Genomic DNA, 14,039 nt, shown 5'->3' with positions numbered 1-14,039 from the left:
GGTCCGTGCCTTTCCCTTGCAAGACCGAGCCGCCATGACAGCCCCGACCTCCCCTTCGCGATTCAACCGCTTCAGCAAAGCCGAATGCATCCTGGTGGTGATCACCATGATCTGGGGCGGTACCTTTTTGCTGGTGCAACATGCCATGACCGTCAGCGGGCCGATGTTTTTTGTGGGGCTGCGCTTCGCGGCGGCGACAATTGTGGTGGGGTTCTTTTCCTTGCGCACCCTGCGCGACCTGACCCTGTTCGAATTGAAGGCCGGGGTGTTTATCGGGGTGGCGATCATGTTTGGCTACGGTTTGCAGACGATTGGCTTGCAGACCATCCTGAGCAGCCAGTCGGCGTTTATCACCGCGTTGTATGTACCGTTCGTACCGCTGTTGCAGTGGCTGGTGCTGGGCCGTCGCCCCGGGTTGATGCCCAGCATCGGCATCATGCTGGCGTTTGCCGGGTTGATGCTGTTGACTGGCCCGGCGGGGGCTTCACTGAACTTCAGCCCAGGTGAAATCGCTACGCTGATCGGTGCCGTGGCAATAGCGGCCGAGATCATCTTGATCAGTGCATTTGCCGGCCAGGTGGATATTCGCCGGGTGACCGTGGTGCAACTGGCCACCGCTTCGGTGCTGTCGTTCATGATGGTGGTGCCCATGGGCGAGGCGTTGCCGGGCTTTTCTTGGCTGTTGCTGTTCAGCGCCGTGGGCCTGGGCTTGACCAGTGCGGTGATCCAGGTCGCGATGAATTGGGCGCAGCAGAGTGTGTCGCCAACCCGGGCTACCTTGATCTATGCCGGCGAGCCGGTGTGGGCAGGCGTGGTCGGGCGAATTGCCGGAGAGCGCTTCCCGCCGATTGCAATGGTCGGGGCGGTGTTGATTGTGGTAGCGGTGATTGTGAGTGAGATGAAGACGAAGGGGCAGAAGGCAATTGAACTCGCAGATGCCTTGGAACAGGAGCGTCAGGGATAACCTGCAAACCCTGTGGTGCCCGCTCTATCGTCATCGCGGGCAAGCCCGGCTCCCACAGGGGTCGGCGTTTCAATTCAAGGGTTTTGAACCAGTGCTGAATGAGAGGTTTCGGCCTACCTTGTAGGATCCTGCCACATCTTGCCGTTTGGTGATCGTGAAAGCGGCACGTATGATGCATCCCAAACTCCCGCAGATTAGAAGCCTATGTCCCTGATAGTTCTACTGCTTCTGCCATTCATTGGCAGCTGTCTGGCGGCCTTGCTGCCGCACAACGCACGTAATACCGAATCCCTGCTGGCCGGCCTGGTGGCATTGGTCGGCACTATTCAAGTCGCACTGCTCTACCCCCAGATCGCCCATGGTGGCGTAATACGCGAAGAATTCCTGTGGTTGCCCAGTCTTGGGCTGAACTTCGTGTTGCGCATGGACGGCTTTGCCTGGCTGTTCTCGATGCTGGTGCTCGGCATCGGCACGCTGGTGTCGTTGTATGCGCGTTATTACATGTCGCCGGACGATCCGGTGCCGCGTTTCTTTGCGTTCTTCCTCGCGTTCATGGGCGCCATGCTTGGCCTGGTGATTTCCGGCAACCTGATTCAGATCGTGTTCTTCTGGGAACTGACCAGCCTGTTCTCGTTCCTGCTGATCGGCTATTGGCACCACCGCGCCGATGCGCGGCGTGGTGCCTATATGGCCCTGATGGTCACCGGCGCAGGCGGGCTGTGCCTGCTGGCCGGGGTGATGTTGCTGGGGCATATCGTCGGCAGCTATGACCTGGACCAGGTGCTGGCGGCGGGCGACCAGATTCGCGCGCACTCGCTGTACCCGGTCATGCTGGCCCTGGTGCTGATCGGCGCCTTGAGCAAAAGCGCGCAGTTCCCGTTCCACTTCTGGCTGCCCCATGCCATGGCGGCACCGACGCCGGTTTCGGCGTATCTGCATTCGGCGACGATGGTGAAGGCCGGCGTGTTCCTGCTGGCCCGCCTGTGGCCGTCGCTGTCCGGCAGCGAAGAATGGTTCTGGATCGTCGGCGGTGCCGGCGCCCTCACCCTCCTCCTCGGCGCTTACTGCGCCATGTTCCAAAACGATCTCAAGGGCCTGCTGGCCTACTCCACCATCAGCCACCTCGGGCTGATTACCCTGCTGCTGGGCCTTAACAGCCCGCTGGCCGCCGTCGCCGCAGTGTTCCATATCCTCAACCACGCCACTTTCAAGGCGTCGCTGTTCATGGCGGCGGGCATCATCGACCACGAAAGCGGCACGCGGGACATCCGCAAGCTCAGTGGCCTGGTGCGTCTGATCCCGTTTACCGCGACCCTGGCCATGGTAGCCAGTGCCTCCATGGCCGGTGTGCCGTTGCTCAATGGCTTCCTGTCCAAAGAGATGTTCTTTGCCGAAACCGTATTCATCTCGTCGACGCAATGGGTGGAAATCGCCCTGCCGGTGATTGCGACCATCGCCGGTACGTTCAGCGTGGCCTACGCCCTGCGCTTTACCGTGGATGTGTTCTTCGGCCCACCGGCTACCGACTTGCCGCACACGCCTCACGAGCCACCGCGCTGGATGCGTGCGCCGGTGGAATTGCTGGTGTTCACCTGCCTGCTGGTGGGGATTTTCCCGGCCCAGGTGGTCGGCTCGATCCTTGCCGCAGCGGCGTTGCCCGTGGTCGGTGGTGTGCTGCCCGAGTACAGCCTGGCGATCTGGCACGGCTGGAACGCGCCAATGATCATGAGCCTGGTGGCAATGACCGGCGGCGTGGTGCTGTACCTGATGCTGCGCAAGCAACTCAAGCGTGGCCGCTTCGAATACCCGCCGCTGATCGGCTATTTCAACGGCAAGCGTGGCTTCGAGCGCTGCCTGGTGGTGATGATGCGCGGTGTGCGCAGGATCGAAAAACGCATCAGCACCAAGCGCCTGCAAACCCAATTGTTCCTACTGGTGATCGTCGCGGTGATCGGGGCCATGATCCCCATGATCAACAGTGGCCTCACCTGGGGCGACCGGCCGAAGATTGCGGGCTCCATCGTCTTCGTCACCCTGTGGTTGCTGGCGATTGCCTGCGCGCTGGGCGCCGCCTGGCAAGCCAAGTATCACCGGCTGGCGGCCCTGACCATGGTCAGCGTGTGCGGCCTGATGACGTGCGTGACCTTCGTGTGGTTCTCGGCGCCGGACCTGGCCCTGACCCAATTGGTGGTGGAAGTGGTGACCACCGTGCTGATCCTGCTCGGCCTGCGCTGGCTGCCACGGCGTATCGAGGAGGTTTGGCCATTGCCCAACACCTTGCGCAAGGCGCGCATTCGCCGGGTGCGCGACTTGTTGCTGTCCACTGTAGTGGGCGGCGGCATGGCGCTGTTGTCCTACGCGATGCTGACCCGCCAGACACCCAACGATATCTCCTCGTTCTACTTGAGCCGCGCCCTGCCCGAAGGCGGCGGCAGCAATGTGGTGAACGTGATGCTCGTGGACTTCCGGGGCTTCGATACGCTGGGCGAAATCACCGTGCTGGGTGCCGTGGCCTTGACCGTATATGCCTTGCTGCGACGCTTCCGCCCGTCCAAGGAAAGCATGCAGTTGCCGGCGCAACAGCGCCAATTGGCACCGGACGTGGCCACCGACCTGGTCAACCCGCGCCAGGCCAGTGACACCGCGCTGGGCTTTATGATGGTGCCGGCGGTGCTGGTGCGCCTGCTGTTGCCGATTGCGCTGGTGGTGTCGTTCTACCTGTTCCTGCGCGGTCACAACCAACCAGGCGGCGGGTTTGTCGCCGGGCTGGTGATGTCGGTAGCGTTTATCCTGCAATACATGGTGGCGGGCACCCAATGGGTCGAAGCGCAGATGAGCCTGCGGCCCATGCGCTGGATGGGCTTCGGCCTGCTGTCGGCGACCTTGACCGGCCTTGGCGCGCTGTTCGCCGGGTACCCGTTCCTGACCACCCATACCTGGCATTTCCACGTGCCACTGCTCGGCGATATCCATATCGCCAGTGCGTTGTTCTTCGACATTGGCGTGTACGCCATGGTCGTGGGCTCGACGCTGCTGATGCTGACCGCCCTCGGCCACCAATCTGTGCGAGCACATAAACCGAGCAACCAGCCCAAAGTCGTTGCTGCAACCGAAGGAGCCGCCTGATGGAAGAAGTCATCGCAATTGCCATTGGGGTCCTGGCGGCCTCCGGCGTCTGGCTGGTGCTTCGGCCACGGACATTCCAGGTGGTGATGGGCCTGTGCCTGTTGTCGTACGGGGTCAATCTGTTCATTTTCAGCATGGGCAGCCTGTTTATCGGCAAGGAGCCGATCATCAAGGACGGCGTGCCGCAAGACCTGCTCAACTACACCGACCCCCTGCCCCAGGCCCTGGTACTTACAGCCATCGTGATCAGCTTCGCCATGACCGCGTTGTTCCTGGTGGTGCTGCTGGCATCCCGGGGCCTGACCGGCACTGACCATGTGGATGGCCGGGAGCCGAAGGAATGAATTGGGTCAATCAACTGATCGTTGCGCCGATTCTGCTGCCGTTGTTCACGGCGGCGCTGATGCTGATGCTCGGCGAGAAACGCCGGCCGCTGAAGGCCAAAATCAACCTGGTCTCCAGCTTGATCGGCCTGGGCGTGGCCGTCCTGTTGCTGTACTGGACACAAAAAGGCGGGCCCGGCTCGATCGGCGTGTACCTGCCGGGTAACTGGCAAGTACCGTTCGGCATCGTGTTGGTGGTGGACCAGCTCTCGGCGCTGATGCTGGTGCTCACCGGGGTTATCGGCGTAAGCGCATTGCTCTTCGCCATGGCCCGCTGGGACCGTGCGGGCACTAGCTTCCATGCGCTGTTCCAGATCCAGCTGATGGGTCTGTACGGCGCATTTCTCACCGCGGATTTGTTCAACTTGTTCGTGTTCTTCGAGGTGCTGCTGGCGGCGTCCTACGGCCTGATGCTGCATGGTTCGGGTCGTGCTCGGGTGTCGTCCGGCCTGCATTACATTGCGATCAACCTGCTGGCGTCGTCGCTGTTCCTGATTGGTGCGGCGATGATCTACGGCGTCACCGGCACGCTGAATTTCGCTGACCTGGCACTGAAAATCCCGCTGGTGCCGGAGGCTGATCGCGGCCTGCTGCACGCTGGCGCAGCGATCCTGGCGACCGCGTTTCTGGCCAAGGCCGGCATGTGGCCGCTGAACTTCTGGCTGGCGCCCGCCTACTCCTCGGCCAGTGCGCCGGTGGCGGCGATGTTTGCGATCATGACCAAGGTTGGCGTGTACACCGTGCTGCGCCTGTGGACCCTGCTGTTTTCCGGCCAGGCCGGCGCTTCGGCGCTGTTTGGCGGCGACTGGCTGGTGTATGGCGGCATGGCGACCATCGTCTGCGCGGCGCTGGCGATGGTGGCGGCGCAACGCCTGGAGCGCATGGCGAGCCTGAGCATTCTGGTCTCGGCCGGGATCCTGCTGTCGGCGGTAGGGTTTGCCCAGCCAAGCCTGACCGCTGGGGCATTGTTCTATCTGGTCAGCTCCACCCTGGCATTGAGTGCGCTGTTCCTGCTGGCTGAATTGATCGAGCGTTCGCGCTCGGCCAACGACCTGCCGCTTGATGAAGAGATTGATGCGCTGCCCAAGGCCATGGAGTCGCTGCATCCGCGTCCGGGTGTGAACCTGGACGATGAGCAGAAAGCCGTGGTCGGCCAGGTCATCCCCTGGACCATGGCCTTTCTCGGCTTGAGCTTTATCGCCTGCGCGCTGCTGATTATCGGCATGCCGCCATTGTCGGGATTCATCGGCAAGCTCAGCCTTTTGAGTGCGCTGATCAACCCACTGGGCCTGGGCAACGCCGTGGACGAATCGATCCGTCCTGCAGCCTGGGGCCTGGTGGCGTTACTGATTTTGTCTGGCCTGGCGTCGCTGATCGCCTTCGCCCGCCTTGGCATCCAGCGCTTCTGGACCCCGGAAGAGCGCCCATCACCGCTGCTGCGACGCTACGAGTGCGTGCCGATCTTCGTGCTGCTGGGCTTGAGCATCGCCTTGACGTTCAAGGCCGAACCCTTGATGCGCTACACCCTGGCCACCGCCAAGAGCCTGAACAACCCGGAAAGCTATGTGATGGCGGTAATGGCCACGCGGCCGGTGCCGAGCCCTGAAGCCAAGGCCGCCGCGCTGGAGGTGCAACCATGAAGCGCCTGTTTCCTGCACCCTGGTTGTCGCTGGCCCTGTGGGTGTTGTGGCTGCTGCTGAACCTGTCGATCAGCCCCGGCAACCTGCTGCTGGGCGCGCTGCTGGGCTTTCTCGCGCCTTTGCTGATGGCGCCGCTGCGCCCGCAGCCGATCAGCCTGCGTCGCCCTGGCGTGATCCTGCGCCTGTTCCTGTTGGTGGGCCGCGACGTGATCGTCTCCAACCTGCAAGTGGCGTGGGGTGTACTGACCTGCGGCACACGCCCGCCGCGCTCGCGCTTCATCAGGATCCCCCTGGACCTGCACAGCCCCAACGGCCTTGCCGCGCTGTCGATGATTACCACGGTGATCCCCGGCACCATTTGGTCGGAACTGGCGCTGGACCGTAGCATCTTGCTGCTGCACGTATTCGACCTTGACGATGAAGCCCTGTTTATCCAGCACTTCAAAGCCACCTACGAGCGGCCCCTGATGGAGATCTTCGAATGAGCGCCCTGCTCTCCAATGCGATCCTGGCCAGCCTGTTCCTGTTCTCGCTGGCGATGGTGCTGACCCTGATCCGCCTGTTCAAAGGCCCGTCCGCCCAGGACCGAGTCCTGGCGCTGGACTACCTGTACATCCTGGCCATGCTGATGATGCTGGTGCTGGGTATTCGCTATGCCAGTGATACCTACTTTGAAGCGGCGCTGCTGATCGCGCTGTTCGGCTTCGTGGGCTCGTTTGCCCTGGCGAAATTCCTGCTGCGTGGGGAGGTGATTGAATGATGCCGTTATGGGTTGAAGTCATAGTCGCGGCGTTGCTGTTACTCAGCAGTGTGTTTGCGTTGATTGGCGCGATTGGCTTGCTGCGGATGAAGGAATTTTTCCAACGCATGCACCCGCCGGCACTCGCCTCGACATTGGGCGCATGGTGCGTGGCACTGGCGTCGATTATCTATTTTTCGGTGCTCAAGTCCGGGCCGGTGTTGCATGGTTGGTTGATTCCGGTTTTGCTCGCGATCACCGTGCCGGTCACCACAGTGCTGTTGGCGCGAACCGCCCTATTCCGCAAACGCATGGCCGGTGACGATGTGCCGGCTGAAGTCAGCAGCCGCCGCTGACCTCTCAGGCAGGCACATAAAAATGTGGGAGCTGGCTTGCCTGCGATGAGGTCGGATCAGTCACTGAAGAGGTTGGCTGGCCCACCGCTATCGCAGGCAAGCCAGCTCCCACAGTTGGATGGGTGCTAGGCGAAGGATCGGATTCTTGCCGCCAATTCCGCCAATTCGGCATCATCCGCCCGCACAAAATCGTGGGACGAGATGTAGCCCTCATACGCCTCGAAAAACTTCTCCACCTTCGAACTCATTGGCTTGAATGTACTGTCCTGCCCGGTCCCATGCATGGGAAACAACTTCGCATGCAGGTGGTCCACCCCATACCCTTCCAGAATCATCCCCGTACGCGCCACATCGGGAAATGCGCGGTCGATCTGTTGTGCGGTTTTCTTTGCTGCGACCGCGAGCCCTGCCAACACTTCATCCGACTGCACAAACGCATAGCTGCCGTAATGCTGCTTTGGAATCACCACGCTGAAACCCGGTGTGTTAGGGAAGATCGACAGGAACGCCATATGCTGATCATCCTCCCACAGGATATGGGCCGGGGAAGTTTTGCGGACAATGCTGCAGAAAATACAATCCATTTGAATCACCGCCAGTTTCGTCTTGGGTTTGGTCGTGGCAATCATCTAAAGCTAGGATGGTATGGGCGTCAAACCCTATGGGCATTTGGGAAATGTCCTAAGACCTGGGTATGCCCGCTGTGCTGAGACAGGAGTTCACCATGGATAAAAACATCATTGTCATCGGCGGCGAGTCCAGCGAAGACATGACGCGCATGACCCGCATCGACGAATATATCGTCGCTTCGTCGGGCAAAACCCAGCCCACGGTGCTCTATATCTCCACCGCCAATGGCGATGACCGTACGAAGATTGCCGACTTCACGCTCAAATACCAAAGCGCCGGCTGCACCGTTGTGCCATTGACGTTTTTCATTCCGCCTTTTCCAACCCCAGCTCATGTTGCCGCGCTGTTTGAACAGGCTGACATCATCTACGTGGCCGGCGGCAACACCCGAGCCTTGCTGGCCATCTGGCGTGAATTTGACGTGACCGCCCTTTTGAAGCAAGCCCAGGAACACGGCAAAGTGCTTTGCGGCGTCAGTGCCGGCGCCATCTGCTGGTTCGACCACGGGCATTCCGACTCAGGGGGCGTATATGCGCTGGTCGACGGACTGGGTTTTTTCCCTGGCGCGCTGTGCCCGCACTTCAGTTCAGAGGTGGGGAGAGAATCTTCGTTTGTTGAACGGGTTCGACTTGAAAACATACACCCCGCCTACGCGCTGGATGACGGCGTTGCCCTGCATTTCAAGAACGGTGAACACCACGCGACTGTTCATAACTACACGACTGGTAGTGCATATGAACTCAGCAGCACTTCGGAGCCCATTGCAAGGAAACGCCCTACAGCTCTTTAGGGTTGCCGCTCAGAAAATGGCCGCCTAATCTTTGGCGGTCGCTGCAAATTCAGCGACCGGGTTTCGCAGCTCGGTTAAACTCTAGACGCACAGCGTCCACCTCAGATAGCGGGCGCTTTTTAATGCCTGATGTTATGGCGGCTGTGCGCGGGATACCTTCGGGTATGCCGGGTGCTAGAGTCCCGGTCTGCGAACCTGCGTACAGCTGCCACCCAAATATCGTTTCGCAGCGATGGGTGGTGACTCCAATACTCTAGGAGCTACGCCATGATTAAAGACAGTCCGAATCCACCGTCAGATTCAACCGCATTTCACACTGCCGCTCATCGAGCGATAAATCACTACCTGAACCCGTCTGAAAAACCAGAGCCAGCTGCTGAGGATCATGGTTTGTTTACCGTACGTGAAGGATTAGACGTCGAGACGCTGCTGGTCAACGCGTCGGAGGATCTTGCGTCGGTTCAAGCGCTGGCAAGCCATTTGGCTTTTGAGATCGAAGGCACCCCGCGTAGCGTAGCTCTGGGAATTTGCCGGATGCTGGAAGGGATTCAGCTGATGGTGGATAAAACGCTAAAACTCAAAGACAAACCAATTCACGGATAGATCTGATCCGAAGACCGAGCAAAGTGAGCACGGTCAAAAGTGGGAGGGGGCTTGCTCCCGATGGCAGTGGGCCAGTTGCAGACGAGCTGACTGACCTACCGCCATCGGGAGCAAGCCCCCTCCCACATCTGGATCAGGCCTGATCAGCCAACCGCCACGTCGTCCCACCCTTCCCGTCTTCCAACACCACACCCATCGCGGTCAGTTGGTCACGGATACGGTCGGATTCCGCCCAGTCCTTGTTAGCCCGAGCAGCCAGACGCGCCTGAATCAATGCATCAACCTGCGCCGCATCCACACGTCCTTCAGCGCCGGCTTGCAGGAAGTCATCGGCTTCCATCTGCAACACACCCAGTACGCTGGCCAGTTCTTTAAGGCGCGCCGCCAGGCCCGCTGCCGCGTCGAGATCAGTCTCACGCAAGCGGTTGATCTCACGCACCATCTCGAACAGCACCGCGCAGGCTTCCGGCGTGCCGAAGTCGTCGTTCATCACTTCGGTAAAGCGCGCCACGAACGTTTCGCCACCAGCAGGCGCCACCGCTGGCAAGCCTTTCAACGCGTGGTAGAAACGCTCCAGGGCGCCCTTGGCGTCCTTGAGGTTGTCTTCCGAGTAGTTGATGGCGCTGCGGTAGTGGCTGGACACCAGCAGGTAACGCACCACTTCTGGGTGGTACTTTTCCAGCACGTCGCGGATGGTGAAGAAGTTGTTCAAGGACTTGGACATCTTCTCGCCATTGATGCGGATCATGCCGCAGTGCATCCAGGCGTTGGCGTAGGTCTTGCCAGTGGCGGCTTCGCTCTGGGCGATTTCGTTTTCGTGGTGCGGGAACTCCAGGTCGCTGCCGCCGCCATGAATATCGAAGGTCTCGCCCAGGCAGCAGGTGGACATTACCGAGCATTCGATGTGCCAGCCCGGACGCCCAGGGCCCCACGGTGATTCCCAGCTTGGCTCGCCGGGCTTGGTACCTTTCCAGAGCACGAAGTCGAGCGGGTCCTGCTTGGCTTCGTCGACTTCGATGCGCGCGCCGATGCGCAGGTCTTCGATCTTCTTGCGCGAGAGCTTGCCGTAGCCCATGAACTTGGCGACGCGGTAGTACACGTCACCATTGCCCGGGGCGTAGGCGTAACCCTTGTCGATCAGGGTCTGGATCATCGCGTGCATGCCAGGGATGTGGTCCGTGGCACGCGGCTCCATGTCCGGCTTGAGGATGTTGAGGCGCGCCTCGTCCTCGTGCATGGCAGCGATCATGCGCTCGGTCAGCGCGTCGAACGACTCGCCGTTTTCGTTGGCGCGGTTGATGATCTTGTCGTCGATGTCGGTGATGTTGCGCACATAGGTCAAGTCATAGCCGCTGAAACGCAGCCAGCGGGTCACCAGGTCGAAGGCAACCATGCTGCGACCGTGGCCGATGTGGCAGTAGTCGTACACGGTCATGCCGCACACGTACATGCGCACCTTGTTGCCATCCAGCGGCTTGAAGACTTCTTTGGTCTTGCTGAGTGTGTTGTAGATCGTTAGCACGACAGTTCCTTAAACAGAATCACTGGCCCCACGAATCTCGCAAGGTCACGGTACGGTTGAATACCGGAGCACCAGGTTTGGAGTCCTTGATATCTGCGCAGAAGTAACCTTCGCGCTCGAACTGGAAACGGTCTTCCGGCTGTGCGTCGCCAAGCGATGGCTCGGCACGACAACCAGTGAGCACTTGCAGGGAGTCAGGGTTGATGTTGTCGAGGAAACTCGCGCTGTCTTCGGCCTTCTCGGGGTTCGGCGAGCGGAACAGACGATCGTACAGGCGCACTTCGCACTCGATGCTGGCGGCGGCCGGCACCCAGTGGACTACGCCCTTGACCTTGCGGCCTTCAGGGTTCTTGCCCAGGGTGTCCGGGTCGTAGGAGCAACGCAGCTCGACGATGTTGCCGTCAGCGTCCTTGATCGCTTCGTCCGCACGGATCACGTAGCTGCCGCGCAGGCGCACTTCGCCGTTCGGCTCCAGGCGCTTGTAGCCCTTGGGCGGCTCTTCCATGAAGTCGTCGCGGTCGATGTAGATTTCGCGGGCGAATGGCAATTTGCGCACGCCCAGCTCTTCCTTCTGCGGATGACGCGGCAGTTCGAGGTTCTCGACCTGGCCTTCCGGGTAGTTGGTGATCACTACCTTCAACGGCCGCAGCACGCACATGGCGCGGGGGGCGTTGGCGTCGAGGTCCTGGCGGATGCTGAATTCCAGCATCCCGAAGTCGACCACACCGTCGGAACGGTTGGTGCCGACCATGTCGCAGAAGTTGCGGATCGACGCCGGGGTGTAGCCACGGCGACGGAAGCCCGACAGCGTGGACATGCGCGGGTCATCCCAGCCATGTACGTGCTTTTCATCCACCAGTTGCTTGAGCTTGCGCTTGCTGGTGATGGTGTAGTTCAGGTTCAGGCGGCTGAATTCGTACTGACGCGGGTGCGCCGGTACCGGCAGGCTGTCCAGGAACCATTCGTACAGCGGACGATGGCTTTCGAACTCCAGGGTGCAGATGGAGTGGGTGATGCCTTCGATGGCGTCCGACTGACCGTGGGTGAAGTCGTAGTTGGGGTAGATGCACCACTTGTCACCGGTCTGGTGGTGGTGGGCATGGCGGATGCGATACATGATCGGGTCGCGCAGGTTCATGTTCGGCGAGGCCATGTCGATCTTGGCACGCAGCACGCGGGCGCCGTCCGGGAACTCGCCGGCGCGCATACGGTTGAACCAGTCCAGGTTCTCTTCCACCGAACGGTCGCGGAACGGGCTGTTCTTGCCCGGCTCGGTCAGCGTGCCACGGTACTCCTTGGCCTGCTCCGGGGTCAGGTCGTCCACATAGGCCTTGCCGGCCTTGATCAGCTGGACAGCCCAGTCGAACAACTGGTCGAAATACTTGGAGGCATAGCGCACTTCACCGGACCATTCGAAGCCCAGCCACTTGATGTCGCTTTCAATGGCGTCGATGTATTCCTGGTCTTCCTTGGCCGGGTTGGTGTCGTCGAAACGCAGGTGCGTGACGCCACCGAACTCTTGGGCCAGGCCGAAATTCACACAGATCGACTTGGCGTGACCGATGTGCAGGTAGCCGTTGGGCTCTGGCGGGAAGCGGGTGACGATCTGCGTATGCTTGCCCGAATCCAGGTCCGCCTGGATGATCGGGCGCAGGAAATTGACCGGGACGGCAGGTCCGGCCTTGGCATTCGAGGTAGGGTCGACAGTGGGCTTGCTCATAGGATCCTTGAACAGACAGGTTCGTGGCCGGGTCAGGCCAGATAAAACAAAGGGCTTATCATAGCCGAAGCTGTCAACCACCTGACAGAGCGCGGTCGAAAACTGCTGCTTTAATTGCTGCTTTAATGACAGGCGCGGTAAAAAACCACCTCGAAATTCCTGCAAGGCACGCTAAACTGCGCGTCTTGGCCCAAGCTTCGCCAAACCGGTCGTGGCGCCCAGGCGCCCAAACCCACGAATTCCCTGAAAAGAGTAGTGAACATGACTCAAGTCAAACTGACCACCAACCACGGTGACATCGTCATCGAGCTGAACGCCGACAAGGCGCCGATCACCGTCGCCAACTTCATCGAATACGTGAAAGCCGGCCACTACGAAAACACCGTTTTCCACCGTGTCATCGGCAACTTCATGATCCAGGGCGGCGGTTTCGAGCCTGGCATGAAAGAGAAGAAAGACAAGCGCCCAAGCATCCAGAACGAAGCGGACAACGGCCTTTCCAACGACAAGTACACCGTCGCCATGGCCCGTACCATGGAGCCGCATTCGGCCTCCGCGCAGTTCTTCATCAACGTCGCCGACAACGCCTTCCTCAACCACAGCGGCAAGAACGTGCAGGGTTGGGGCTACGCGGTGTTCGGTAAAGTCACCGAAGGCCAGGACGTTGTCGACAAGATCAAAGGCGTGTCCACCACCTCCAAGGCCGGTCACCAGGACGTTCCAGCCGAAGACGTGATCGTCGAGAAAGCCGAGATCGTTGGGTGATATTACTGATTTCAGATTTGCATCTGGAAGAGGAGCGCCCGGACATCACCCGGGCGTTTCTGGATCTGCTCCACGGCCGCGCCCGTGGCGCCCAGGCGTTGTACATTCTGGGGGACTTCTTCGAAGCCTGGATTGGCGATGATGGCATGACCGCCTTCCAGCGTTCCATCTGTGCGGCGTTGCGTGAACTGAGCGACAGCGGCACCCCGATTTTCATCATGCATGGCAACCGCGATTTCCTGATCGGCAAGGCGTTCTGCAAAGCGGCAGGCGCCACCTTGCTCAAGGACCCGAGTGTTGTGCAATTGTATGGCGAGCCTGTGCTGCTGATGCACGGCGACAGCCTCTGCACCCGCGACCTTGGCTATATGAAGCTGCGGCGCATCCTGCGTAACCCGATTGTGTTGTTTATCCTGCGCCATCTGCCCCTGGGCACGCGCCACAAACTGGCACGCAAACTACGTAGCGAAAGCTCTGCCCAAGTGCGCATGAAGGCCAACGACATTGTCGATGTCACGCCTGAAGAAGTGCCGCGAGTAATGCAGCAGTTCGGCGTGCGCACCCTGGTCCACGGCCATACGCACCGCCCTGCGATCCATAAGTTGCAGATCGGCGACCAGGCGGCCAAGCGCATTGTGCTGGGGGACTGGGACAAGCAAGGATGGGCGCTGCAGGTGGATGAGCAAGGCTTTCAACTGGCGGCGTTTGATTTCGTCAACCCGCAGTTGGCGTTGCCTGGCGCCTAAACCTATGACACAACACCGATCAACCTGTGGGAGCTGGCTTGCCTGCGATAGCATC

General features: G+C 60.4%; 14 protein-coding genes. 11 read left to right on the top strand and 3 right to left on the bottom strand.

Going from position 1 to position 14,039, the window contains the following annotated elements:
- Positions 1-34 precede the first annotated feature (34 nt).
- From E4P01_RS17815 to E4P01_RS17785, 7 genes are all read left to right on the top strand, one after another.
- The gene (locus tag E4P01_RS17815) at positions 35-964 is read left to right on the top strand and encodes a DMT family transporter (protein ID WP_032880599.1); all 930 of its coding nucleotides are present in this window, start codon (positions 35-37) and stop codon (positions 962-964) included.
- A 204-nt stretch (positions 965-1,168) separates the two neighbouring features.
- Complete coding sequence (locus tag E4P01_RS17810; RefSeq protein WP_103734483.1) at positions 1,169-4,090, top strand: monovalent cation/H+ antiporter subunit A; 2,922 nt, start codon at positions 1,169-1,171, stop codon at positions 4,088-4,090.
- Positions 4,090-4,434 (top strand): Na+/H+ antiporter subunit C, encoded by a 345-nt coding sequence (locus E4P01_RS17805; protein WP_005789164.1) that lies wholly within the window; start codon positions 4,090-4,092, stop codon positions 4,432-4,434. Before E4P01_RS17810 ends, E4P01_RS17805 begins: the two co-directional genes overlap by 1 nt.
- Positions 4,431-6,113 carry a monovalent cation/H+ antiporter subunit D gene (locus E4P01_RS17800; protein ID WP_032880595.1) on the top strand — a complete coding sequence of 561 codons (1,683 nt, stop codon included), beginning with the start codon at positions 4,431-4,433 and terminating at the stop codon, positions 6,111-6,113. Before E4P01_RS17805 ends, E4P01_RS17800 begins: the two co-directional genes overlap by 4 nt.
- On the top strand, positions 6,110-6,598 hold the full coding sequence (locus E4P01_RS17795) for a Na+/H+ antiporter subunit E (RefSeq protein WP_078821678.1): 489 nt from the start codon (positions 6,110-6,112) through the stop codon (positions 6,596-6,598). Before E4P01_RS17800 ends, E4P01_RS17795 begins: the two co-directional genes overlap by 4 nt.
- Positions 6,595-6,873: a K+/H+ antiporter subunit F gene (locus E4P01_RS17790; RefSeq protein ID WP_032880591.1), complete on the top strand. Its 279-nt coding sequence runs from the start codon at positions 6,595-6,597 to the stop codon at positions 6,871-6,873. Before E4P01_RS17795 ends, E4P01_RS17790 begins: the two co-directional genes overlap by 4 nt.
- Entirely contained in the window at positions 6,870-7,208 is a 339-nt protein-coding gene (locus tag E4P01_RS17785; RefSeq protein ID WP_216091718.1) for a Na+/H+ antiporter subunit G, read from the top strand. The genes E4P01_RS17790 and E4P01_RS17785 overlap by 4 nt, the downstream gene beginning before the upstream one ends.
- Positions 7,209-7,333: 125 nt before the next feature.
- On the opposite strand, the gene E4P01_RS17780 is transcribed toward E4P01_RS17785, so the two are convergent.
- On the bottom strand, positions 7,334-7,792 hold the full coding sequence (locus E4P01_RS17780; protein WP_216092174.1) for an HIT family protein: 459 nt from the start codon (positions 7,790-7,792) through the stop codon (positions 7,334-7,336).
- Positions 7,793-7,932: 140 nt separating this feature from the next.
- Between E4P01_RS17780 and E4P01_RS17775 the strand changes: the two genes are divergently transcribed.
- Together E4P01_RS17775 and E4P01_RS17770 are read left to right on the top strand one after the other, a co-directional pair.
- A complete protein-coding gene (locus tag E4P01_RS17775) occupies positions 7,933-8,628 on the top strand; it encodes a peptidase E (protein ID WP_216091719.1) in 696 nt (231 codons plus the stop codon).
- Between the two features lie 267 nt (positions 8,629-8,895).
- Entirely contained in the window at positions 8,896-9,231 is a 336-nt protein-coding gene (locus E4P01_RS17770; protein WP_078821681.1) for a DUF6124 family protein, read from the top strand.
- 133 nt (positions 9,232-9,364) lie between these two features.
- Here the strand turns inward: E4P01_RS17770 and cysS are convergent, their stop codons facing one another.
- Together cysS and E4P01_RS17760 are read right to left on the bottom strand one after the other, a co-directional pair.
- Complete coding sequence (gene cysS, locus E4P01_RS17765) at positions 9,365-10,753, bottom strand: cysteine--tRNA ligase (protein ID WP_078821682.1); 1,389 nt, start codon at positions 10,751-10,753, stop codon at positions 9,365-9,367.
- A 19-nt stretch (positions 10,754-10,772) separates the two neighbouring features.
- Positions 10,773-12,473, bottom strand: a complete 1,701-nt coding sequence (locus tag E4P01_RS17760; protein ID WP_216091720.1) for a glutamine--tRNA ligase/YqeY domain fusion protein — start codon at positions 12,471-12,473, stop codon at positions 10,773-10,775.
- A 261-nt stretch (positions 12,474-12,734) separates the two neighbouring features.
- On the opposite strand from E4P01_RS17760, the gene E4P01_RS17755 reads away from it, so the two are divergent.
- Positions 12,735-13,238: a peptidylprolyl isomerase gene (locus E4P01_RS17755; protein ID WP_005789179.1), complete on the top strand. Its 504-nt coding sequence runs from the start codon at positions 12,735-12,737 to the stop codon at positions 13,236-13,238.
- On the top strand, positions 13,235-13,984 hold the full coding sequence (lpxH, locus tag E4P01_RS17750; RefSeq protein WP_078821683.1) for a UDP-2,3-diacylglucosamine diphosphatase: 750 nt from the start codon (positions 13,235-13,237) through the stop codon (positions 13,982-13,984). The genes E4P01_RS17755 and lpxH overlap by 4 nt, the downstream gene beginning before the upstream one ends.
- Positions 13,985-14,039: the final 55 nt, after the last annotated feature.

Origin of the sequence: Pseudomonas sp. NCIMB 10586 (assembly GCF_023127895.1) — a bacterium.
In the GTDB taxonomy this organism is placed as follows: Bacteria; Pseudomonadota; Gammaproteobacteria; order Pseudomonadales; family Pseudomonadaceae; genus Aquipseudomonas; species Aquipseudomonas synxantha_A.
The sequence above is the reverse complement of the archived record's forward strand: the minus strand, read 5'-3'. Positions and strand labels throughout refer to the sequence as shown.

Bases quoted from the DNA above. Each gene is read 5' to 3' on its own strand.
- E4P01_RS17790 (WP_032880591.1), top strand. From the start codon at position 6,595: ATGAGCGCCCTGCTCTCCAATGCGATCCTGGCCAGCCTGTTCCTGTTC.
- E4P01_RS17770 (WP_078821681.1), top strand. From the start codon at position 8,896: ATGATTAAAGACAGTCCGAATCCACCGTCAGATTCAACCGCATTTCAC.
- E4P01_RS17805 (WP_005789164.1), top strand. From the start codon at position 4,090: ATGGAAGAAGTCATCGCAATTGCCATTGGGGTCCTGGCGGCCTCCGGC.
- E4P01_RS17760 (WP_216091720.1), bottom strand. From the start codon at position 12,473: ATGAGCAAGCCCACTGTCGACCCTACCTCGAATGCCAAGGCCGGACCT.
- E4P01_RS17780 (WP_216092174.1), bottom strand. From the start codon at position 7,792: ATGGATTGTATTTTCTGCAGCATTGTCCGCAAAACTTCCCCGGCCCAT.
- E4P01_RS17775 (WP_216091719.1), top strand. From the start codon at position 7,933: ATGGATAAAAACATCATTGTCATCGGCGGCGAGTCCAGCGAAGACATG.
- E4P01_RS17755 (WP_005789179.1), top strand. From the start codon at position 12,735: ATGACTCAAGTCAAACTGACCACCAACCACGGTGACATCGTCATCGAG.
- E4P01_RS17795 (WP_078821678.1), top strand. From the start codon at position 6,110: ATGAAGCGCCTGTTTCCTGCACCCTGGTTGTCGCTGGCCCTGTGGGTG.
- E4P01_RS17810 (WP_103734483.1), top strand. From the start codon at position 1,169: ATGTCCCTGATAGTTCTACTGCTTCTGCCATTCATTGGCAGCTGTCTG.
- E4P01_RS17800 (WP_032880595.1), top strand. From the start codon at position 4,431: ATGAATTGGGTCAATCAACTGATCGTTGCGCCGATTCTGCTGCCGTTG.
- E4P01_RS17785 (WP_216091718.1), top strand. From the start codon at position 6,870: ATGATGCCGTTATGGGTTGAAGTCATAGTCGCGGCGTTGCTGTTACTC.
- E4P01_RS17815 (WP_032880599.1), top strand. From the start codon at position 35: ATGACAGCCCCGACCTCCCCTTCGCGATTCAACCGCTTCAGCAAAGCC.